General features: G+C 69.9%; 17 protein-coding genes, 1 tRNA gene and 1 pseudogene. 13 read left to right on the top strand and 6 right to left on the bottom strand.

Features of this window, described 5'->3' with window-relative positions:
- Positions 1-10 precede the first annotated feature (10 nt).
- Both ACSEEN_RS09090 and ACSEEN_RS09085 read right to left on the bottom strand, forming a co-directional pair.
- Complete coding sequence (locus tag ACSEEN_RS09090) at positions 11-814, bottom strand: class I SAM-dependent methyltransferase (RefSeq protein WP_440712992.1); 804 nt, start codon at positions 812-814, stop codon at positions 11-13.
- 155 nt (positions 815-969) lie between these two features.
- Positions 970-1,725, bottom strand: a complete 756-nt coding sequence (locus ACSEEN_RS09085; protein ID WP_298441241.1) for a PIG-L family deacetylase — start codon at positions 1,723-1,725, stop codon at positions 970-972.
- A gap of 103 nt (positions 1,726-1,828) precedes the next feature.
- Between ACSEEN_RS09085 and htpG the strand changes: the two genes are divergently transcribed.
- From htpG to ACSEEN_RS09070, 3 genes are all read left to right on the top strand, one after another.
- Positions 1,829-3,784: a molecular chaperone HtpG gene (gene htpG, locus ACSEEN_RS09080; RefSeq protein ID WP_298441239.1), complete on the top strand. Its 1,956-nt coding sequence runs from the start codon at positions 1,829-1,831 to the stop codon at positions 3,782-3,784.
- 4 nt (positions 3,785-3,788) lie between these two features.
- Entirely contained in the window at positions 3,789-4,256 is a 468-nt protein-coding gene (locus tag ACSEEN_RS09075; RefSeq protein ID WP_371307893.1) for a nitroreductase family deazaflavin-dependent oxidoreductase, read from the top strand.
- Positions 4,257-4,500: 244 nt separating this feature from the next.
- Positions 4,501-4,659 (top strand): hypothetical protein, encoded by a 159-nt coding sequence (locus ACSEEN_RS09070; RefSeq protein WP_440712991.1) that lies wholly within the window; start codon positions 4,501-4,503, stop codon positions 4,657-4,659.
- A gap of 294 nt (positions 4,660-4,953) precedes the next feature.
- Here the strand turns inward: ACSEEN_RS09070 and ACSEEN_RS09065 are convergent, their stop codons facing one another.
- A complete protein-coding gene (locus ACSEEN_RS09065) occupies positions 4,954-5,787 on the bottom strand; it encodes a crotonase/enoyl-CoA hydratase family protein (protein ID WP_440712990.1) in 834 nt (277 codons plus the stop codon).
- Between the two features lie 52 nt (positions 5,788-5,839).
- On the bottom strand, positions 5,840-7,621 hold the full coding sequence (locus tag ACSEEN_RS09060; RefSeq protein WP_440712989.1) for an alpha/beta hydrolase: 1,782 nt from the start codon (positions 7,619-7,621) through the stop codon (positions 5,840-5,842).
- 167 nt (positions 7,622-7,788) lie between these two features.
- On the opposite strand from ACSEEN_RS09060, the gene ACSEEN_RS09055 reads away from it, so the two are divergent.
- Positions 7,789-8,466 (top strand): VOC family protein, encoded by a 678-nt coding sequence (locus ACSEEN_RS09055; RefSeq protein WP_440712988.1) that lies wholly within the window; start codon positions 7,789-7,791, stop codon positions 8,464-8,466.
- Between the two features lie 22 nt (positions 8,467-8,488).
- On the top strand, positions 8,489-9,517 hold the full coding sequence (locus tag ACSEEN_RS09050; protein WP_440712987.1) for a YciC family protein: 1,029 nt from the start codon (positions 8,489-8,491) through the stop codon (positions 9,515-9,517).
- Positions 9,518-9,914: 397 nt separating this feature from the next.
- On the opposite strand, the gene ACSEEN_RS09045 is transcribed toward ACSEEN_RS09050, so the two are convergent.
- Positions 9,915-10,000 (bottom strand) — tRNA-Leu (locus ACSEEN_RS09045).
- A 96-nt stretch (positions 10,001-10,096) separates the two neighbouring features.
- Between ACSEEN_RS09045 and ACSEEN_RS09040 the strand changes: the two genes are divergently transcribed.
- Positions 10,097-11,431, top strand: a complete 1,335-nt coding sequence (locus ACSEEN_RS09040; protein WP_247867708.1) for a M20/M25/M40 family metallo-hydrolase — start codon at positions 10,097-10,099, stop codon at positions 11,429-11,431.
- 58 nt (positions 11,432-11,489) lie between these two features.
- On the opposite strand, the gene ACSEEN_RS09035 is transcribed toward ACSEEN_RS09040, so the two are convergent.
- Positions 11,490-12,785: a DUF7373 family lipoprotein gene (locus ACSEEN_RS09035; protein WP_440712986.1), complete on the bottom strand. Its 1,296-nt coding sequence runs from the start codon at positions 12,783-12,785 to the stop codon at positions 11,490-11,492.
- A gap of 182 nt (positions 12,786-12,967) precedes the next feature.
- Between ACSEEN_RS09035 and ACSEEN_RS09030 the strand changes: the two genes are divergently transcribed.
- From ACSEEN_RS09030 to ACSEEN_RS09000, 7 genes and pseudogenes are all read left to right on the top strand, one after another.
- Positions 12,968-14,767: a dynamin family protein gene (locus ACSEEN_RS09030; protein WP_440712985.1), complete on the top strand. Its 1,800-nt coding sequence runs from the start codon at positions 12,968-12,970 to the stop codon at positions 14,765-14,767.
- On the top strand, positions 14,764-16,170 hold the full coding sequence (locus ACSEEN_RS09025) for a GTPase (protein ID WP_440712984.1): 1,407 nt from the start codon (positions 14,764-14,766) through the stop codon (positions 16,168-16,170). The genes ACSEEN_RS09030 and ACSEEN_RS09025 overlap by 4 nt, the downstream gene beginning before the upstream one ends.
- Before the next feature lie 16 nt (positions 16,171-16,186).
- Positions 16,187-18,031, top strand: a complete 1,845-nt coding sequence (locus ACSEEN_RS09020) for an Hsp70 family protein (RefSeq protein ID WP_440712983.1) — start codon at positions 16,187-16,189, stop codon at positions 18,029-18,031.
- Between the two features lie 93 nt (positions 18,032-18,124).
- On the top strand, positions 18,125-18,538 hold the full coding sequence (locus tag ACSEEN_RS09015; protein ID WP_440712982.1) for a hypothetical protein: 414 nt from the start codon (positions 18,125-18,127) through the stop codon (positions 18,536-18,538).
- Positions 18,539-18,760: 222 nt separating this feature from the next.
- Entirely contained in the window at positions 18,761-19,312 is a 552-nt protein-coding gene (locus ACSEEN_RS09010) for an RNA polymerase sigma factor (protein ID WP_440712981.1), read from the top strand.
- Positions 19,313-19,546: 234 nt separating this feature from the next.
- A pseudogene (locus tag ACSEEN_RS09005) lies at positions 19,547-20,509 on the top strand (DUF222 domain-containing protein); the annotation flags it as partial.
- A 1,035-nt stretch (positions 20,510-21,544) separates the two neighbouring features.
- Entirely contained in the window at positions 21,545-22,087 is a 543-nt protein-coding gene (locus ACSEEN_RS09000) for a YbhB/YbcL family Raf kinase inhibitor-like protein (protein WP_247867710.1), read from the top strand.
- Positions 22,088-22,097: the final 10 nt, after the last annotated feature.

The following is a 22,097-nucleotide window of genomic DNA, read 5'->3' as shown; positions in this document are numbered from 1 at the left end:
CCTGCCCGGGTCAGAAACGCACCCGCGTCAGGGAGGGCCGGATGTCCCGGATCTTCGGCAGGCTGCTGAGCGTCCGCAGCAGTGACGTCTTCCATGGGCCGCGGCCAGGCGGGAGTTCCAGGTCGGTCACCTCGGTGACCCCGGGAAGGTCGATGAGCGCCGCGGCCTCACTGACGGTCAGCGCGAACGGCATCGGTGGCGCCTGGTAGCCAGTGCTGAGCTTCAGGCCGGACAGCGTCTTCCGGGAGAACCAGTGCGGGATCGAGTCGAAGACCAGCACCCCGCCCGGGAATCGTCCGGCGAGGAAGGCGATCAGGCCGCGCGCCTCCTCCGGGGTGAGATACATCAGCAGTCCCTCGGCGGTGACGATCACGCCGTCGTCCGCATCGATGTCGTCGGCCCAAGAGGTGTCCAGCGCTGACATCGCGCGGTACTCGATCGCCTCCTCGGGCGGGAACAGGCGCTCGCGGAGGGCGATCACCGGCGGCAGGTCGACGCTGAGCCACCGCCGGACCGGCCGCCCGAGCCGCCAGTATGACGTCTGCAAGCCCTCGGCGAGGGCGACGACGGTCGCCCTCGGATGCGCGTCCAGATAGTCGCGGATCTCCTGGCCGACGGCCAGCGCCCGCAGCGGGTGCGTCTGGCTCGGCTTCCCGAATCGCGTGAAATCGGTGTCGATCGCGCGATACGCCTCCACGGCGAGCGGATCGTCGAACGACGAGTCCGCGCGCATCGCCTCCTCGGCCCGGTTGCGCAGGGTCCACAGCGTCGTCGCCGACACCCCGTCGAGCTGGTCGCCGTCGATACGTTCCATCTACTTAGGTTACCCTAATTTGCGGTGGATGTGCCGTCGAGCGAGTAGGCAGGGCCGGACGGCGTGGACGTCCGCAGAACATCGGCCGCCGCAGCGTCGCGAGTGGCGCGGTGTCCACCGCTCTCGGCGCGGTGACCGGGCTCGTCGCCGGCCCGTCAGGCCAGGTCGCAGCCGCCGGGGACCAGATCCCGCCGCCGGTACGACTCCCAGCCCAGGAACAGCCGCTGCATGTCGCGGGGGAGCTTCATGAAGTTCTGCATCGAGGCGCTGCGGGCCACCTCGGTCTTGTGCGCGTTGATGGCGCGGACCTTGTCGCCCAGGCGGGCCTGCAGGTCGAGGGTCACGTCGACCAGGTCGGGTGCCGTCCCGGCGATGATGATCTTGGAGTCCTCGAAGAGGTACGGGCGAAGAGTCTCGACCGTGGCCTTCGGCAGCGTCGCGAAGTACAGCGACTTGGTGCGCCACGGCGCGCCGAGCTCGGGGGCGTAGCTGCCGATCGCGGCGGCGTCGGCGGCGATCACCGCCAGCCGGTGCGCGTGCATGTGGTCGGGATGCCCGTAGATCCCGTAGGCGTTGTAGGTGACGATCACGTCGGGCCGCAACCGGCGGATGTGCTCGACGACGCGGCGCACGGCGTCGTCGAACGGCACATCGATCATCCGGGGTGCGCCGGGCGCCGATTCGGGGACGAAGCAGTCGGCGTAACCGAGCATGATCGGGGGCTCCGGCATGCCGAGCGCGGCGACCGCGTCGACCAGTTCACGGTGGCGGCTGGTGCCCTCCGCCCAGGTGCAGGTGATGAGCGACGTCTCCGCGCCGCGCGCGGCGAGTTCGGCGATGGTGCCGCCGGTCCACAGCGACTCGTCGTCGGGATGAGCATGGACGAAGAGAGCGTTCGCGGCACCGGGCACAACGTCGAGGATACGGGGTGTGGGCGACCGGTAAACTGTGCTCGCGCGTGACGCGCGACATTCCGACTACTTTCACCTCCGACGAAGGGGAGACCGAACAGACATGAGTGCGCAAACCCATGAGTTCCAGGCCGAGGCGCGGCAACTGCTGGATCTGGTCGTGCATTCGATCTACTCGAACAAGGACAGCTTCCTGCGCGAGCTGATCTCGAACTCCTCCGATGCGCTCGACAAGCTGCGCATCGAATCCCTACGCGACAAGGAACTCGTCGCCGACACCTCCGACCTGCACGTACGACTCGCCCCCGACGCGGAAGCGCGCACGCTCACCGTGTCCGACAACGGCATCGGGATGAGCCGCGACGAGGTGATCGAGCTGATCGGCACCGTCGCCAAATCGGGCACCGCGCAGCTGCGCGAAGCCCTCTCCAAGGCCGGCGACTCGGCGTCTTCGGAGGAACTGATCGGCCAGTTCGGCATCGGCTTCTACTCGGTGTTCATGGTCGCCGACACCGTCACCATGATCACCCGCAAGGCCGGCGAGACCGTCGGCACGCGGTGGGAGTCGACCGGCGACGGCACCTACACCATCGACGACGTCGACGACGCCCCGCAGGGCACCGCGATCACCCTCGCGCTCAAGCCGGTGGACGACGAGAACGCCGTGCACGACTACGCCGACCCGCAGGTGCTGCGCCGCCTGGTGAAGAAGTACTCCGACTTCATCGCGTGGCCGGTGCGGATGACCGAGGTTTCGACGAGCTCAACCGGCGGGGACGGCGCAACCGCTGAGGAAGAGGGCGGCGAGGTTTCGACGGGCTCAACCGGCGAAACGGAGGTCGTCGACGCCGTCCTCAACTCGCAGAAAGCGCTGTGGGCCAAGAGCAAGGACGAGGTCTCCGAGGAGGAGTACGCCGAGTTCTACCGGCACATCAGCCACAACTGGGATTCGCCGCTGGAGACCATCTCGCTGCACGCCGAGGGCACCTTCGAGTACCAGGCGCTGCTGTTCCTGCCCAGCCAGGCGCCGTTCGACATGTTCATGCGTGAGCGCAAGTCCAGCCTGCACCTCTACGTGCGGCGCGTCTTCATCATGGACGACTGCCCGGAGCTGATGCCGGAGTACCTGCGGTTCGTGCAGGGCGTGGTCGACGCGAACGACCTGTCGCTCAACGTCTCTCGCGAGATCCTGCAGCAGGACCGGCAGATCCGGGCGATCCGCCGCCGCCTGGTGAAGAAGGTGATCGGCACGGTCCAGGAACTGCAGGACCGTCGGCCCGAGGACTACCAGACCTTCTGGACCAACTTCGGCCGGGTGTTCAAGGAGGGGCTGGTCAACGATCCGGACAACCTTCCGGCCCTGCTCAAGGCGTCGGTGTTCGAGTCGACGAACTCCGATTCCGAGCCCACCACCCTGACCGACTACCTCGCCCGCGCCGCCGCCGGCCAGGAGGTCATCTACTACATGACCGGCGAGTCCCGGCAGCAGATCGAGCACTCGCCGCACCTGGAGGGCTTCCGCGCCAAGGGCATCGAGGTGCTGCTGCTGTCCGACCCGGTCGACGAGATCTGGACCTCGCAGATGCCGGAATTCGAGGGCAAGCGATTCGTCTCGGTCGCCCAGGGTGAGGCCGACCTCGATGATGAGGACGCCGAGGACACCACCGAGCGCGACGCCGAGTTCGCCGGCCTGCTGACCTGGCTGACCGGGGTGCTCGACGACGACGTGAGCGAGACCCGCCTGAGCAAGCGGCTCACCGACTCGGCGGCCTGCCTGGTGGGTGACGCCTTCGCGATGTCGCCGCAGCTGGAGAAGCTGTACCGGGCGTCGGGCCAGCCGGTCCCGCACATGAAGCGGGTCCTGGAGCTGAACCCGGGCCATCCGCTGGTGACCGGCCTGGCGAAGGCCTTCGCCGACGGCGGCGACGATCACGCGGCGCTCGAGCCGACCGCGAAGCTGGTCTACGCGATGGCGCTGCTGGCCGAGGGCGGGGAACTGGCCGATCCGGCGGAGTTCGCGAAGCTGCTGTCCGACACCCTCGTCGCCGGGCTGCAGTGATCCGATGGGCCTCCTGACACCTCTCGCCGTCCGCGTCGGCGCCCTCGGTTGGCTGCCGGAGTATCTGCCGTGGATCGTCAAGGTCGACGACGGCATCCAGAAGGTGTCGGGAGGCCGCGTCGACCTGCTCACCATCGCGGGGCTGCCGAGCGTCACCATGCTGATCCCCGGGCGGAAGTCCGGCATCGAGCGGAGCACCACGGTGCTCGCCGCTCCGGTGGGGGACGAGTGGATCGTCGCCGGGTCGTACTTCGGCGGCCCCAAGACGCCGGCCTGGGTCTACAACCTGCGCGCCGCCGAAACGATCGACGTCGAGATCAAGGGCAGGCGGGTGCCGATGTCGCGCCGCGAACTCGACGGCGACGACCGCGCACAGGCCTGGCAGACCCTCCGCGGGGTCTGGCCCAACTTCGACCTGTACGAGCAGCGCACCGACCGGGTGATCCCCCTCTTCCGCCTCACACCCCGCTGACCGGTCGAGGGGACCGGTCGGGGGGTCTTTCATGCTGGTCGAGCGGAGTCGAGACCGTTCCCTTGTCGGGTTGGTGGTCTCGACTGAGATGTTGGTCGAGCGGAGTCGAGACCTCGACCGTCATGCTGCGGCGCGCCCACTGACTCAGTGGGCGCTGCCCGTCCACTTCGTTGTGGCCCACTCAGCAGAGCGGGCCAGAACGAACTCGCTGGCGGTGATCGGACGGCCGGGTTACATTCGGGGGATGACCGAGCCGGGACCGGATCGACCAATCGACGCGAACGAGTTGATTCGCCGCCGTGGTTCGCTACCGATCGTCGATCCCGCCAAGCTACGTGCCGATATCGACAGGTTGCTGGCGTTCGGCGAGGCCCGGGCACCCGGTCGTCCAGCCGCTGGTTGAGCCGGGCGAACGAAGTGGGTCCGCGTCGCCCCTTCGACCGCGTGTCGTCGCTCCGCTCCGCCACGCATGCTCAGGGCCAGGCCGTCGCGTGTCGTCGCTCCGCTCCGTCAGGCATGCTCAGGGCCCGCCAAGCCCTCGCCTTGGTGGTCTCGACTTCGCTCGACCGTCGTGTTGCGGTGCCGTGCGGGTCTTCATGCTGGTCGAGCGAAGTCGAGACCTCGACCGTCATGTTGCAGTGTGGTGGGGGTCTTCATGCTGGTCGAGCGGAGTCGAGACCTCGACCGTCGTGCTGAGCTACTCGCCCCGGAACTCCGGGGGGCGCTTCTCGAACACGGCGGTGATGGCCTCGGTGAGGTCGTTGCTCGGGAGGAAGGCGGCGTTCCAGGCAGCGACGTAGCGGAGGCTGTCGTCGACGCGGGCGGCGCGGCTGTGGTCGAGCACCGTCTTGACGCCCTGGACCACCAGCGGGGGATTGGCGGCGATCTGCGCCGCCGACTCGCGGGCGGCCGCCAGGACGGCGTCGCGGTCGTCGTACACCTCGGTGACCAGGCCGATCCGCTCGGCGCGGGCGGCGTCGATGTCCTTGCCGGTGAGGGCCAGGTCGCGGGTGTGGCCGTCGCCGACGATCAGCGGCAGGCGGGCGAGCGAGCCCATGTCGGCGACGATGGCCACCTTGACCTCGCGCACCGAGAACTTCGCGTCGGCGCTGGCCAGCCGGATGTCGGCGGCCGTGATCAGGTCGACGCCGCCGCCGATGCACCACCCGGCGATCGCGGCGACGACCGGCTTGCGGCAGTCGGCGACGGCGTTGATGCCGTCCTGCATGCGCTTGATCATGTCGTGAAAGTCGGTACGCGCCCTGGCCTTCGCGCCGTCGGCGAGGACAGAGCCGAAGTCGCCGGCCATCGCGGGCAGGTCCAGCCCGTAGGAGAAGTGCTTGCCCGAACCGGTCAGGACCACCGAGCGCACGTCGGGATCGGCGTCGATCCCGCGGAAGATCGGCACCAACTCGGCCCAGAACGCCGGTCCCATCGCGTTGCCGCGGCCCGGCCCGATCAGGGTCACCTCGGCGACGTGCTCGGCGACGGTGACCTCGAAGGCCTCGTACTCGGCGGTGCGGTAGCTCATTCGGTGACTCCTGGGTGGTGCGGATGCTGTCGGATCCGAACCTTACGCGGTCTCAGCTGCGGGTCAGTTTGGGGATGAGCCGCTGCGTCTTCTCCGGGGTCCAGCCCGGCGGCGTCAGGATCCACGCCCACGCCTGCGGGATCGCCGCGAGGTAGGTGTGCCCGTGACCGTCGGGGACGTTCGCCGCGACCGCCATGTCGGCCGAGACCTGCAAGAAGGTGACGACCGGTATCCAGCGGGTCGCGGGCAGCACATCCGGTCCGCGCTTCTCACGGAGCCAGTCCGGTTTGTTGAACAGGAGTTTCGGCGACCACCACGAGATGGGATCGGAGGCGTGCTGCACGTAGACCATGCGGGTGTCGTGCGGAGCGGCGTCGGTCCGCGGCAGGTCACCGCCGTCGGCGATGAACCGCACCTGATCGCCGTAGCGATAGACCGGCTGCCACTCGGGCGAGCCCGGCTGGCGGTTGCGCGTCACGTCGTTCCAGAGCGTGTTGCTGAACGTCGGGCCGGTGAACAGCGCGCCGTTGGTCCGGGCCAGCAGTGTCGGCATCGAGCCGAACGGCGCCTCACCGCCGAACGACCCCAGGCTCTCGCCGAAGACGACGACCTTCGGTCGCTGCGCCTCCGGGATCCTCCGCAGCCGGACGTCGATGGCCTCGAACAGCGCGACACCGGCCTGTCGCGCGCGTTCCTGGTCCACCAGGAACGACAGCCAGCTCGGCAGCATCGAGTACTGCATCGAGGCCATCGCGGTGTCGCCGTTGTACATGTATTCGAGCGAGTCGGGCATGGAGCGGTTGATCCAGCCGGTGCCGGTCGTCATGCCGATGCCGATCAGCTTGCGCTGGAAGGCACCGGTGCGCTCGAGTTCGTCGACGACGAGCTGCGCGGTCGCGAGCGGGCCGTCGGCCGACTCCAGCCCGGCGTAGACGCGGATCGGCTGCTTCGCCGGGGTGCCGTTGAACTCGGTCAGCTGCTCGGTGGTCGGCCCGGAGGACACGAACGCCCGGCCCATGCGGCCCAGACTCTTCCAGCTGACCTTCGATTCGGGGCCGCCCGACCGGAGGTTCGACGTCGGCGGGTCCGAATCCGGTGTGCTCTCGCTGTTCAGCGCGGCGAACGACGAGTTCAGCGCCCGCATCCCGTAATCGGCAACCATGCCGTTCACCACGAACACGGTCAGCACGACGGCGATGGCCACCGCGGTGACCGCCGAGATCCGCGGTGGGACACGGCGATTGAGCCGGCGTGTCAGGTCACGGACACCGGCGCCCCACAGCTGACCGATCACCACGAGCAGGGTGAAGGCGATCACCGTGACCACGACCAGGATCGGGTACGCCGTCCACGACGAGTGCGCCACGCCCATCAGGTCGCGGATCTCGTTCTGCCACCGCCCGTAGAAGTAGAGCATCACCGCGGTGCCGATCACGCACACGACGCCGAGTGCGCTCCAGGCCGTGGTGCCGGCCCGCCGCCACGGTTCCTTGCGCGAGATCAGGTAACGCGCCAGGTAGGCGAAGAAGGTGCCGATCATGTAGCCGACGGCGGCGGAACCGCCGCTGACCAGGCCCTGGAACAGGGGGCCGCGGGGGAGCAGGGACGGCGTGAACGACAGCCAGAGCAGCAGCGTCCCGACCAGCGCGCCGGCGTACGAGAAGTGGGTGATGTTCCGCTGCCACCACGCGCCGAAGCGACGCCACCTGCTGGGCGCGGCCGACTCGCCGGGAGTGTCGTCCGCGGTGGCGCCCTCCGCAGCGGGGGCCGTCGCGTCGTCGGTGGGAGGTTCCGTGGCTTCGCTGTCGGGAGTGCCGGCTTCGGGTGAGGACATCGGGTGTTCTCCATTCTCGCCGGGCGCGCCCGTGCCGGCGTGGGCCTGTTACCGAGTGCGCGGTCAGGGCTACAGCGTAGCGGTGCCGGCCGGGCGCGGCGGCCGGTGTGCGTGGAGTGTCGAAGTGACGGACGCCGGCGTGAACCGTCGATGTCCGGTATGTCACGATGACCGGCATGTTCGACGATCCGCTCGCACTCTCCGACGTCGCCGTGACCGTCCCGTCCGGGGATCCGGCCGCCGCGGCCGCCGTCTACACCGCGATGATCGGGGAACCGGAGTCGGGAACCACCCGGTGGCAGGCGGGGAACGGCTCGCTGACCGTCGTACCCGCTTCGGCGGACGACGATGCCCCGCGCGTGCGGTTCCAGGCGCACGACGCGAACGCGGCGCAGAAGCTGCTCACCCGGCGGGGGCTGCGGCCCGACGAGGTGCGCGCGGTCGGCGTGACCGCCGCTGCCGGGGCGCGATCCGGTGCGCGGGTGCTCGATCACGTCGTCTTCACCGCGCCCTCGGTCGATGCGGGGATCGCCCTGTTCGGCGGACGGCTCGGACTGAATCTGCGGCTGGTCCGCGAGTTCGGACCGGTGTCGCAGCTCTTCTTCCGGACGCCGAGCGTGGTGGTCGAGGTGCTCGCGGGCGCGGAGAATCCCGGGATCGCGCTGTGGGGCCTGGCCTGGCACAGCGACGACCTCGACGCCGAACACGACCGGCTCGTGCGCGCCGGCCTGGCCCTGAGCGAGATCCGCGCCGGCCGCAAGCCCGGTACGCGGGTGACGACCGTCCGCGAGCCGGCCCTCGGTGTGCCGACGATCCTGATCGAGCAGCAGCCGCGCCCGCGTTGACGCCGCCGGATACGGTGAGCGCATGACCGAATCCACCGAGTCCGGCGCCGAGCGCGATCCCGTCGTCCCGAACGCCGCGAGTCCGGAAGTCCCGAACCCGGAGGCCCAGCACCCGGAGGCCCAGCACCCGGAGGCGGCGAATCCGCCGGCCGCGAGTCCGTACGAGCCGGGCGGGTACGGCCAGAATCCCTACGCACAGAATCCCTACACGCAGAACCCCTACACGCAGAACCCGTACACGCAGAACCCGTACACGCAGGGCCGGCCAGGCCAGCCGCCTTACGCCGCGGTCCCGCCGTACGGGGCGTACCCGCCGCCGATGCCGCCGGTCGCGCCTCCGAAGGTTCCGGGGAAGGCGGATCTGGGCGGGGCGTTCAAGTGGTCGTGGACGACGTTCTCGCGCTACACCTGGCCGATGCTGGTGCCCGGGCTGCTCTTCGTGGTCACCTGGGCGATCGCCCTCGTCGTCATGATCATCGGCATGCTCTGGATGGTGCCGGTGAAGACCGTCCGGACGTACGACGAGTACGGCTACGCCACCACCACGACGACCACCGAGTTCCACGTCGGCGGCCTGATCCTGCTGGTCGTGGCTTTCCTGGTGATGATGATCGTGGTGACCTACCTGCAGGGCGCGGTCTATTCGGGCGTGTTGCGGGTCGCCGACGGTGAGCCCGCCGGAGTCCGCGAGTTCCTCACGCTGCGGCGGCCGATCGCGTACTTCGTGACGGTGATCCTGCTCGGTCTGGTCACCCTGATCGGCTTCGTGCTGCTGATCGTGCCCGGCCTGATCGCGGCCTTCGCCCTCCAATTCGCGCCGATCATGGTGATCGAGCAGAAGATGTCGCCGACGGCCGCGATGGCGGCGTCGGCCCGCCTGGCGTTCGCCAAGAAGTCCGACAGCATCCTGGTACTGCTGATCCAGATGGCGTACAGCTACGCCGGCAGTCTGGCGATGGTCGGGGTACTGGTGACGCTGCCGACCGGTGCCGCGTTCGACGTCCACGCCTACCGCGACCTCGTCGAGCGTCCGGTCCCTCCACAGTTCTGACCCGACTGGTCGGGGGTAACGGCGTCGTCGACCCGCTGGACCATGCAGCGCACAACTACACTCCGGACCGGCCCGGACACCCCGGCCGTAGTCCCCTACGGACGGTCAATCACCGCCTCGGCGACTCGACGAGTGCGGCCCGGCAGGGGGCTTCCGGCGCCGCGACGGAGCGAGCCCGCCAAGGCGTGATCACGCCGCCCCTTCGACCTCGTGTCACCGCTGTGCTGGCGGATCTGGACGGTACTGGCGAATCTGGACGGTGCGGTTCAGGTAGCGCCAGTACGGTCCAGATCCGGCGGGTTCACGGAAGAACGCCAGCGGCGGCCTCTCGACGCTCCTCACAGGACGGAATGCAGATGGCCCTCGTTTCCGGAGAAACGAGGGCCATCTGCACGTGTGTCCGAGGGGGGACTTGAACCCCCACGTCCGTTAATAGGACACTAGCACCTCAAGCTAGCGCGTCTGCCATTCCGCCACTCGGACTCGTGCTGCGCTCCACGTTGCCGCGGTGCGCCGTGTAACTCTAACCAACGTCGCCCGGGTATCCCAAATCGCGTGGAAATGGGCTTGAATGAGGGGGTGAGCACCCCCCGCGCGACCGACGAAGTAGTAGATCTGGTGAGCCGGCTGATCCGGTTCGACACCTCGAACACCGGAGAGCTGGAGACCACCCGCGGCGAGGAGGACTGCGCCAAATGGGTGGCGCAGCGCCTGGAGGAGGTCGGGTACGTCACCGAGTACGTCGAGTCGGGGCAGCCGGGGCGCGGCAACGTGTTCGCGCGGCTGGCCGGACCGCCCGATGCCGAGCGCGGCGCCCTGCTGGTGCACGTGCACCTCGACGTCGTCCCGGCCGCCGCCGAGGACTGGAGCATCGATCCGTTCTCCGGTGCCGTCCGCGACGGCTACATCTGGGGCCGCGGCGCCGTCGACATGAAAGACATGGCCGGCATGGTGCTCGCCCTGGCCCGGCAGCTCAAACGCGACGGCGTGGTGCCGCCGCGCGAGCTGGTGTTCGCGTTCCTGGCCGACGAGGAGGCCGGCGGTACGTGGGGCTCGCAGTGGCTGGTGAAGCACCGTCCCGACCTGTTCGACGGCGTCACCGAGGCCGTCGGCGAGGTGGGCGGTTTCTCGCTCACCGTCGACCGGCCCGACGGAGAGGTGCGCCGTCTGTACCTCGTGGAGACCGCCGAGAAGGGCCTGTCGTGGATGCGGCTCACCGCGGAGGCACGGGCCGGGCACGGCTCGTTCCTGCACGACGACAACGCGGTGACCCGGATCGCCGAGGCCGTCGCCCGGATCGGCAGCCACACCTTCCCGCTCGTGATGACCGAGTCGGTCGCCGAATTCCTCACCGCGCTGTCGGAGGAGACCGGGCTGGAGTTCAGCCCGGACACCCCCGACCTGGAGACCGCGCTGTTCAAGATCGGCAACCTGGCCCGCATCATCGGCGCCACGCTGCGCGACACCGCCAACCCGACCATGCTGACGGCCGGCTACAAGGCCAACGTGATCCCGCAGCGGGCCGAGGCGGTGATCGACTGCCGCGTCCTCCCGGGCCGTCAGGCCGAGTTCGAGGCCACCATCGACGAGCTGATCGGTCCGGACGTCCGCCGCGAATGGATCACCCATCTCGATGCCGTGGAGACGACGTTCGACGGCCACCTGGTCGATGCGATGAACGACGCGATCCTCGCCTACGACCCGCAGGGCCGCACCGTCCCGTACATGCTCTCCGGCGGCACCGATGCCAAGGCGTTCGCCAAGCTCGGGATCCGCTGCTTCGGTTTCGCGCCGCTGCAACTGCCGCCCGAGCTCGACTTCGCCGCGCTGTTCCACGGGATAGACGAGCGCGTCCCGGTCGACGCCGTGCTCTTCGGTACCCGGGTCCTGGAGCACTTCCTGCTGAACTCCTGACCGGAGACGATGGAGCCGCCCCGCGCACAGCGCGGGGCGGCTCCGTCGTTCGGGCGGCCTACTGGGCGTTCTGGTCGGCCTTGGTGAGGATCACGTACTGGGCCGAGGCCTGCTGATGGGCGTCGTTCAGATTGTCGCTCTGCACCTCGCCGACATAGCGGCCCTTCTGCACGTAGCAGATGTAGTTGGCGTCGTTGCCGATCCTGGTGGTGCTGCTCACGCAGGGGGAGTCGGGGAGACCCTTCGGGCTCGCCTCGGCGACCGCACCGGACGACTTGAGGTCGTCGACGTAGCTGGTGACGATCTTGCGGGCGCCGTCGTCGGTCTTCGCCCGGTACACCACCGAACGCTCGTTGGCGTTGGCGGTCGCGCCCACCTCGGTCAGCAGCGCGTAGTCGGCCGGCGGGTTGGTCGACATGTGCGCCATGCCGCGCGGGCCGTAGACCGCCCGGGCGCCGGCGGCCCAGCCGCCCATCTTCTCGAACTCCTCGTCGGAGTACGGCAGCGCGTAGATCAGCACCTTGTTCTGGTCGATCAGCGGACGCCCTCGCTTCGGGGCGCCCTCGTTGACCTCGGCCGTGGTCTGAGCGCCCTGGAACTGCTTGACCAGCGGGCCCTGCTTCTTGATCGCCGCGGTGAGCGTCGGGATCATCACCGACTCCTGATCCGGGGTCACCTGGAGCCACTGGTACTGGACGTACGCCTGGTTCTTGCTGTTGATCTGCGGCGTCCACGTCATGAGCACCGGATCGCCGTCGGCCGAGGTGTAGCGCACGGCCCGGGTGTCCGGCAGCCCCGGCAGGGTCTCGACGCTGTGGCCGTCCTCGGCGGCTCCGGCGGCGGCCATCTGGTCGATCGCGGTGAGGGCGTCGTCGGCGGTCAGATAGCGGAAGACGGCGTTCTGCAGCGACCGGCGCTTGCCGGTGCGGATGGTCGAATCGGGTGTCGACGCGGTCGAGACGAAGCCGTACATCTCGGCGTCGTTGCCGGGGACCTCGGCGACCGCCTTGGAGTACACCTGCACCAGGCTCTTGCCGCCGGTCACCACGTTGGTCGGCATCTTCTGCACGGTGACGTCCGGGTCGATCTCGAACGGCACCAGCACGAATTGCGCGAGACGCTGGCCCTCGACCTTGAGGATCTCGTCGTCGGTGGGCTTGCCGAACTCCGGCCGCGGCGACGTCGGGTACTTGCCGGTGTCGAGCGCGGCGAGATCGACCGATCCGGTCGCGGACGTCGACGCGGTCTTCGACGCTGTGGGCTTTCCGTCCTCCGTTCCGCAGGCGGAGATCAGCAGGGCGGTGGCGGCCAGAGCCGTGGTGGCGGCGAGGGCGGGGCGCAGGCGGGCAGACATTCTTCCTCCATGTGACAGCGGACTCTCTCGGGTATGGGACGGGCACCGCACCCGGAAATGTTCCGCGACCGTCGAATCGAATCGGTGTGGGAATGCTCACATCGACCCGGTGAGCCCGGGGGCCTGCCGGCCCGCCGATTCGGACATGTCACAGTATCAGCGAGTGAGGAGGCGAGCCCCGGATGACCACGCCACCCCGCGGTGACGCCGCCGGAATCGTGACGGAGGCCGCCAAAGTGCTGCGCGCGTACCGGTACGACGCGGTCGCCGACCTCGCCAAGGCCAAACTCGCACCGGACCGGCAGCTGCGCACCGTCGTGGTGGCCGGCGAGGTGCAGCGCGGCAAGAGTTCGCTGATCAACGCGCTGGTCGGGCACGACGGCCTGTGCCCGATCGGGGTGGACGTGACCTCGACCGTCGCCGTCTCGGTGACGCCCGATCCCGATCAGGACGAGCCGGTGACCGCCGAACTGTTCTTCCCGTCCGGCGCTCGGTCGGTGCCGCCCGCCGGCCTCGCCGACTGGATCACCACCGGCGGTGTCCGGGCCGGGGATCCGGCGGCCGACGAACTGCCCACCGCGGCGGCGATCGGCCTGCGCGAGGCCCGGGTCGCCGCGATGACTCTCATCGACACGCCCGGCGTCGGCGGCCTCGACCACGGCCTCACCCGGCTCGCGGCGCAGTCGGCCCAGCAGGCGTGCGTGCTGGTGCTGGTGTGCGATGCGTCATCGCCGATGACCGCCCCCGAGCTGGCCTTCGTCCGCGACGCGGGCGCCTCGGTCGACGCGGTGCTGGTGGTGGTGACCAAGACCGACAAGAACCTGCGGCGCTGGCGGGAGATCGTCGCCGAGAACACCGAGATCCTGCGCCGCGAACTCGGGCGGGAGATCCCGGTGTTCGGGGTGTCGTGCCTGCTCGCGGTCCTCGCCGAGACCGCTGGAACCGACGACGAGCGTGCCCGCCTCACCGCCGAGAGCGGGATCGGCGCGCTGCGGGCCGAGCTGACCCGACGACTCGACGCCGCCGCCGACCTGCCCGGCCGCGACGCGGTCCGGACCTGCGTCAGCGGGCTCGACGCGGTGCGCGACAAGATCACCCGCGAGCTGGCGGTGCTCGAGGCCGGACCCGATGCACTGCCCGATCTGGACGCCGACCTGGCCCGGCTGACCGAACTGAAGGATCAGTCGCGGCAGTGGGAGCAGTACCTCGCCCGCGATCTGACCCTCCTCAAACAGTCGGCCGTCGACGATCTCGATGCGCGCCTCGACGCGGTGCGCGACAAGTGGACGCGGTACGTCAACACCCACGGTATGGCGGTCCTGCGGCGGCGGGCGCAGACCTTCACCGCCGACATGCAGGCGGACCTGCAGGCGGCGATGGCCGCGACACTGGCGCAGTTCATCCAGCGACTGCACGACGAGATCGTCGCGCCACGGTTCGCCGCCGATCCCACCGTCTGGGCCGACCTCAGCAATCAGCTCACCGCGTCGCTGCGGGGCCGCCGGGTGGTGAACCACGAGGTGATGGGCAAGCGGCACGGCCTGCTCGATCCGACGCTGCTGACCATGGGCGTGGTCGGCTCGTCGACGCTCGGCGGACTGGTCGGGCTGTCGGCCCTGATGGGCGTCGGGCTGGCGATCGGCACCGTCTGGATCGGCGTCAACCTGGGCTTTCGCGCGATCCGGGCAGGCAAGGCGAACCTGCTGACGTGGCTGCGCGAGACCACGGCGTCGACCAAGACCTCCACCGCGCGGCTGCTGGAGGGGATCATCGCGCAGGCGCGCCCGGAGATCGTCGTGCACTACCGCGAGTACCTCCGCACGGCCATCGACGAACTGGAGCAGACCATCGACGACGTCGCGCGCACCAGCCGCGAGGACGCGGAGGCGCGCGCGAAGAAAGCGGCGCGGCTGCGGGCGAACCTGGAGGTGGTGCAGCGGCGCCTGACCGCCGCCCACGACTACCTCGGCGGTGCCGCATGACCGAACGCGACGCGATCCACCGGGTGCTCGACGACGGGCTGCACCGCCTCGCCGCGCTCGGGCCGGATCTGGGCGCGGAGGCGACGTCGATCGGCGAGATCCTCTGGTCGCCGCCGCGCATCGTGGTCGTCGGCCGGCTGAAAGCCGGAAAGTCGACACTGGTCAACGCGCTGATCGGGGCACCGGTGGCGGAGACCGCCGCCCTGGAGGCCACCAACGTGGTGACCGTGTACGCCGACGGCAGCCCGTCGCGTGCCGACGTGGTGGGCATCGACGGACGACGGTATCGCGTGCCGGTGCGGCACGACCGGGTCGCCGAGCTGCCGCTGGCGCCGCCGGACATCGCCTACGTCGACCGGCGGCTGCCGTCCGCGGCCCTGCGCGCGGCGACGCTCATCGACACGCCGGGACTCTCCACCACGACCACCGCCAACGACGCCGCGACCCGGCGTGCCACCGTCGACGGCTTCGCCCAGACGCAGGGCGCCTCCGTCGACGCCGACGCGGCGGTGTTCCTGTTCGACGCCGAGCCGCGCGCCGATGAGGCGGACTTCCTGTCGAGCCTGCCGTTCACCCCGCTCACCATGCTCGGGGTGCTCTCCCGGGCCGACGCCTTCGGTCTCGGCGCCCTCGGTCCGCGCGACCCGCTCGGGCATGCCGCCGAACACGCCCGCCGCCTCGCCGGACGGTTGGACACGCTGGTCAGCGGGGTGATCCCGGTGTCGGGGCTGATGGCGCAGACCAGCCACACCGGCATGCTCACCGAGGCGCACGCCGCGGCCCTCGCGCAGTTGGCGCCGCTGTCCCGGCTCGACGTGCTCCGCACCTTCGACGACGATGCCTTTCCCAGCGTGCTGCCGGTGCCCACCCGGATCGAGCTGCTGGCGCTGCTCGGCGAGTACGGCGTCCTGAACGGCCGGACCGTCGCGAGTCACGGCGCCGCGGCGCTGAACACCTGGCTGGCAGAACGATCGGGGATCGGTGAACTGACGCGGCTGCTGCGGACCTCGATCACCCGCTACGCGGTGCTCCACCGCGCGCACCGGGTTCTCGACCGGCTCGACCGGCTGGCCTTCACGCATCCGTCCCGCGAGTCGATCCGGTCCCTGACCGCGCAGCTGCGGAGCGCGCCCCCGCTGCTGGCCGTGACGGTGCTGGAGGACTACCAGCGTATGCTTCGGACCGATCCCCGCGCCGCGGTGACCGGGGAACTGGCGACCGTGCTCACCGCGGACACCGCCGCCGAGCGCGTCGGCCTGGATCCGGGCGCGCCGGCGGAGGCCGTCGCCGCGCAGGCGCGGCACCGCCTGGTGGCGGCCCAGCACCGCAGCCTGGCGACCAGCTCGGCAGCCGAGGACGCCGCCCTGGTGACCCTGATCCGCACCTACACGCAGATGACCTGAGGAACAGCGACCACAGATGGCACAGAACGACTGGACCCTGGCGATCGACTTCGGCACCTCGAACTCGGCCGCCGCGCACTCCGGCGCGACCAGCCGCGGCATCGAGACGCTGCCGCTGACCCACACGAGCAACCTGATGCCGTCGTCGGTACACGTCAGCGGCCCGCAGCAGATCGTCGTCGGCGATGCCTCGCTCAACGCGGCCCTCTCCAACCCGGCCGGATTCGTCGCCTCGCCGAAACGGCTGATCAGCGGATCGTCGACGATGATGACCGTCGGCGGACTCACCCTCCCGGTGGCCGTGCCGGTCGCCGCGGTGATGCGGGCGATCGTCGAACGCGGCAAGGCGGCGCACGCCGGACAGCCGCCGTCGCGGGTGGTGCTGACGCACCCGGAGGCATGGGCCGGTGAGCAGGTGCAGGTGCTGATCGACGGCGCCGTCGCCGCCGGCATCGATCCCGCGCGGATCAGCACCGTCTCCGAGCCGAGGGCCGCGGCCGCGCACTACTCGCGGTCGCACACCCTGCAGCCCGGTGCCCGGATCGCCGTGTTCGACTTCGGCGGCGGCACGCTCGACGTGGCGGTGCTCACCGTCAGCGGGCAGGGCAGCTTCAGCGTGGTCGCCGCCCGCGGCGACAACGGCCTGGGCGGCAAGAACCTGGACGCGCTCGTCCAGCGCTGGGTGGAGGAACGTCTGGACGAGCGTGAACCGGGCGCGGTCGAGTGGCTGCGCCGGAACGCGCCGATCGACGTGGTGCAGGACATGCAGGAGTCCATCCGGCGGGCGAAGGAGCTGCTGTCGGAGGCCCCGTCGGCGACCATCACCGCCACCACCTCGCGCGGCCGCCAGACCTTCCAGATCACCCGCGACGAACTCGACGAGCTGATCGCCCCGGCCATCGAGCAGGCCGTCCGGCTCACCCGGGCCACTCTGCTCGACGGCGGGGTACAGCATCCCGACCAGCTGACCGCGCTCTACCTGACCGGCGGATCGTCGCGCATCCCGCTGGTGCAGCAGCGGATCGCCGAACTGGGGCCGGTCGCCACGCTCGACGATCCGAAGACGGTGGTGGCTCAGGGCGCGCTGCGTGTCGCGCAGACCGATGGCGGCTCCCTCTCCGCGGCCGGTACATCGCCGATCGTGCCCGGACCCTACGGGATCACCCCGGTGGCCGGTACGCCCGGCGTTCCCGCGGCGCCGCCGTTCCCCGGGCCGCCCGGCCCGGTTCCCAGCGGTCATGCGCCGAACGCCCCGGCCGCGGCGTCGCGGCCGCGTCCGTGGGGCAAGATCGCGGCCGGTGCGGCCGCGGTGGTGGTCGTCGCCGGCATCGTGTGGGGCGTGATCGCGGCGTCGAAGGGCGGCGGGGATACCCGGCAGGCCGCCGCGTCGTCGCCGGTCAGCGCCGCGCCCACCAGCCTCGGGAGCGACGGGATCATCACCGATCAGGACCAGCTGATGGCGATCGTGCCGCGCGCCCTCGCCGACGGCCTCACCGACTGCAAGAAGAGCGGGTTCACCGACCACGACGCGCTCGAGGTGCGCTGTAGCGTCTCGAAGAGCAGCCCGCTCGCCGAGCTCGGCTCCGACGGCTACACGTACTTCGTGGACCTCAGCGGCGACATGATCGAGGCGCGCAGCCGGATCGTCGGGCTGCGCAACGGCCTGTACTCGCAGGGCAAGGGTGTGCTGGTCGAGGACCAGGGCCGGACGGCGGCGGGGGAGGTCACCGAGCAGGTGGGCTCGAAAGAGTTCTCCGTCGACTACGTCTCGACCGCCAGCGGACTCAACGTCACGGTGTTCGGATTCAAGTCGATCGACGCCGGAAAGACCTTCCTGACCAGATCGGGCCTGATCCGCTGACGACCGGAACATTCCGGGCGGCCGCCGCCGTCCAATCCCCGGAACAGATGACTACTCTCGTCCGGGAGGGCCCGTCGCAGCGAAGGAGGAACCGTGGTCGTGCACGATGACTCGATCCTGTCCGGGCTCGGCCTGCCCGCCGACGGGCTCGCGCCGCCGGCACACGTCTGGCAGACGGCGCTCGCCGCGCTCGACGATCCGGCGGTGACCGTCGTCGACGCGACCGTCCCGGCGATGGACGACGAGCCGGTCGTGCCGGGAGACCACGACGAGATCGTGCCGGTCGAGGACGCCGCCGCACACGCGCCCGACCACGCCGGGGACCCCGATCCGTCGCACCACGGTCATCCGCACGACGATCTCCACCACGATGATCAGCACCACGACGACGGCGCCTTCGCCCGCCTCGACGACGACCTCACGGCCGATCACCACCACGTTCACGAGCACCCCGGACCGGACCACGGCACCGACGACGACGCCATGCATCATCATCCGTTGTTCTGACACGCCCGAGGGCGTGTCTCCCAAGTCTCTTTCCGGTCCTCGGCGGCCCGCTGAACGCCTGGCGGCGTTGTCGTCGGTCGGCATAGCGCCGCTATGCCTCCCTCCTCCGCCTTGCCAGCCGCCCAGCGGATCCACCGATGCCTCGGAGAAGACTGGGGAGACACGCCCTAGGATCGTCTCTGTCGGTGTGACCGCACCGGCATCCGGCGGTGAGGGAGCAGCGTGGACGAATCCGTCCTCCTCATGCGGGCGCGCGACGGCGACCAGCGCGCCTTCGCCGACCTCGTGACCCTGCATCGCAACCAGATGTGGGCCGTCTGCCTGCAGATCTGCGGCAATCAACACGACGCGGAGGACGCGCTCCAGGGCACCCTGGTGGCCGCCTGGCGGCATCTCGACCGGTTCCGCGGCGAGGCCCGGTTCGCCACCTGGCTGCACCGGATCGCCGCGAACAACGCCATCGAGGTGGTCCGCCGCCGCAGACCCGGCACCACGTCCACCGATTTCACCGACGCCGACGGGCCGGTCCTGCTGGAGGACTCGCCCGGCGCGATCGGCTTCGACGAACGACTCGCCCTGAACGATGCGCTGCGCGCCGCCCTCGCCGGCCTCTCCGGCGAACTCCGCGAGGCCGTGGTGCTGCGTGAGTTCGTCGACTTCACCTACGCCGACATCGCCGAACACCAGGGCGTCGGTGTCCAGACCGTCAAGTCGCGGCTGAACCGCGCCCGCCGCCAGCTTGGTGAGGCTCTGCGGTACCAGTTGGCGGACTAGAAGGGCGGGCTCGCGGCTAGTCGAACATCGCCGCCGAAGAACGGTCGGTGGATGTCTCGGTGGCGACCCGAGGCGGCGGCATCGGGCCCGGTAATTCGTGTCACTTTTCATGTCGTAACCAGGTCTTATGGTCATGATGAAACGTCCGGAAGTCATTGTGGCGCACACTGCAATGTGCGAGTAATATAAATCATAGTTATATCGAACAAGCGGAGCCTGGGGGTGACGATCGCGATGTCCGATGAGTTCGCGTCTCGGTGGGCGCTGGTGGACTTCACTCCGGCGGGGATGGTCGCTGCCGATGAGGCCGAGGACGAGAAGTCGCAGTGTCACTCCTGGATGGTCTATGCGGAGGCGGCGTGGCGGGGCCAGGCATATCTGTACTCGCGCGAACTGTTTGCGATCGGGCAGTTTCTCGATCTGGAACTGGCGGGCCTTCATGACCGGGTGTGCGCCGGCGTCGAGCAGAAGGACCTACTCGATCCGTACGCGGTGGCGGTGGACTACGTGGCGATCGCCTTCGCCGGAAACCAGCGTGCCGCCCGAGTCCTGGTCGCGATGGCGGTCGCCGCCTCCGAGCGTCTCCCCAAGACCGCGGACCTGCTTCGGCGGGCCGTGATCAGCCCGGAGATGTTCGAGAAAGTCGTCGACCGCACCGACATCGTCGACGACAGCGAGATCGTCGCTCAGGTCGACGACGACCTCGCTGACGCATTGGCGAGGGCGGGACATATCTCGGAGGAGGCAGCCGAGCGGATCGCCGACCGCGTCGTCGGCAAGCGTGATGCCGACGCGAACAAGAAACGCCGGGAGAAGGCGCAGCGGCGGAAGAACGTCACCAACCGGGACTACCCCGACGGTCTGGGCGGGATCAACATCACCGCCGATGCTGAGGAGGCCCGTCTCGCGTATGAGGCGGTCGAGGTGATGATCGCCGGCGTCTGCCCCAACGATCCGCGCACCAAGGGTGCGTTGCGGTCGGCCGCCGCGATCGCCCGATTACGGAAGCTGCCGTTCACGTGCGCCTGCACCGACAAGGAGACGTGCACCGCGACTCTGGGCGACGAGGAGGTTTCCGAGCGGCAGGCCCGGATCATCGTGCACGCCGTCTGCCAGAAGTCCACTCTCGCCGGGGAGGACGATGAGCCGGGATTCCTCGACGGGCACGGCCCGATCAGCGCCGACCATGCGCGGGACCTGGCGCGGCGGCCCGACGCTGTGGTGCGAGACCTCGACCTGGACAAGCTCCTCAAGTCCCGCCCGACTATCAAGCCCGACCCGGCACCCGCGGCCGAGCCCCCACCGACCGACGGCGACAGCGGAGGCGGTGACGGCGAGGGCCTGGCACGTCATGACACCGATGAACAGGCCGCCGCGCTCGCTGCCAGCACGGCGTTTCGACGTGTCTCGGCTAGCGCCTCGTCGGCTCAACGGGCTAACGGACGCGTCTCGGCTGACGCCTCGACGGCTCAACGGGCTAACACTCAACGGGCTGACGACGGCCGCCGGCCGCCGGTGTTTCTCACCGACGTCGCCCAGTCGAGCGACCCGTACCGGCCGACCGCGGCCCTCGATGTCCTGGTCCGAGCGCTCTTCGGGACCTGCACAGTGCCGGGCTGTCACCAGCCGGCCTGGAACTGCGAACTCGACCACTGCGAAGAGTTCGACCAGGTCTGCCCGGTCTCGGGCGGTCCGACCTGCCTGTGCAACCTCAATCCCAAGTGCAAGCGCCACCACCTGCTGAAGACCCATCTCGGCGCGTCGAACCCCGAGGACGGATGGGTCGATGAGCAGTGGATCGATGGCGATGGTGCCGTCTGGACCGCGATCACCGTGCGCGGCATGACCTTTGAGACCCGCGCGGAGAATCAGTGGCTGTTCCCGCAGCTGGCGGGGGGTGAGGTGTGCCCATCAGGCCCAGGCGCCGCCCGAACCTGCACCACCCGGTCCGGCGGGGGCCGATGGCACCGGCGGGTGCCGCACCGGGGGAGGTCTTCGGGCCGTCACCGAGTACAAGCACGCCTGGCGCCGCGCCCTTCGACTCCGCTCAGGAACCACCGAACGTGCCCGACTACGCCGGATCCGGGAGCGCGCCGCCGAAGCCGGCGGTCCGCCACCGTTCTGACGACGGCGGGTCTGTTGACGACGGGGGAGGGGTGGAATCGCCGCCGAATCACCCAGGTGCGGCCCATCGTCCGGCACGGCGCCCCGCGGTGCGGTAAGGATGAAGGCATGACCGACTACGACCCGTACGCCGCCCTGCCCGTCCTTCCCGAGATCACCGTCACCTCCGAGACCTTCACTCAGGGTCAGACCCTGCCGATGCCGCAGGTGTCGGGGATCTTCGGCGCCGGCGGCGAGGACGTCTCACCGCAGCTGAGCTGGTCCGGATTCCCGGCCGAGACCAAGAGCTTCGCCGTCACCGTCTACGACCCCGACGCCCCGACCGCCTCCGGGTTCTGGCACTGGGCGGTCGCCGACATCCCGGCGTCGGTCACCTCGCTCCCGGTCGGGGCGGGCGGCCCGGACGCCGACACGCTGCCCGATCAGGCCGTCACCCTCCGGAACGACGCCGGGCTGGCCCAGTTCGTCGGCGCCGGCCCGCCTCCCGGCCACGGCCCGCACCGCTACTTCTTCGTCGTGCACGCCGTCGACGTCGAATCGCTCGACCTCCCGGAAGGCGCCTCCCCGGCGTTCCTGGGCTTCAACCTGTTCTCCCACGCGATCGCCCGCGGCTCGCTGGTCGGCATCTTCGAGCAGCCCGGCGACGAGTAGCCCACGTCGG

The organism is Gordonia marina (assembly GCF_052036135.1).
Taxonomy (GTDB): Bacteria; Actinomycetota; Actinomycetes; order Mycobacteriales; family Mycobacteriaceae; genus Gordonia.
This window is presented reverse-complemented; position numbering and strand designations above follow the sequence as displayed.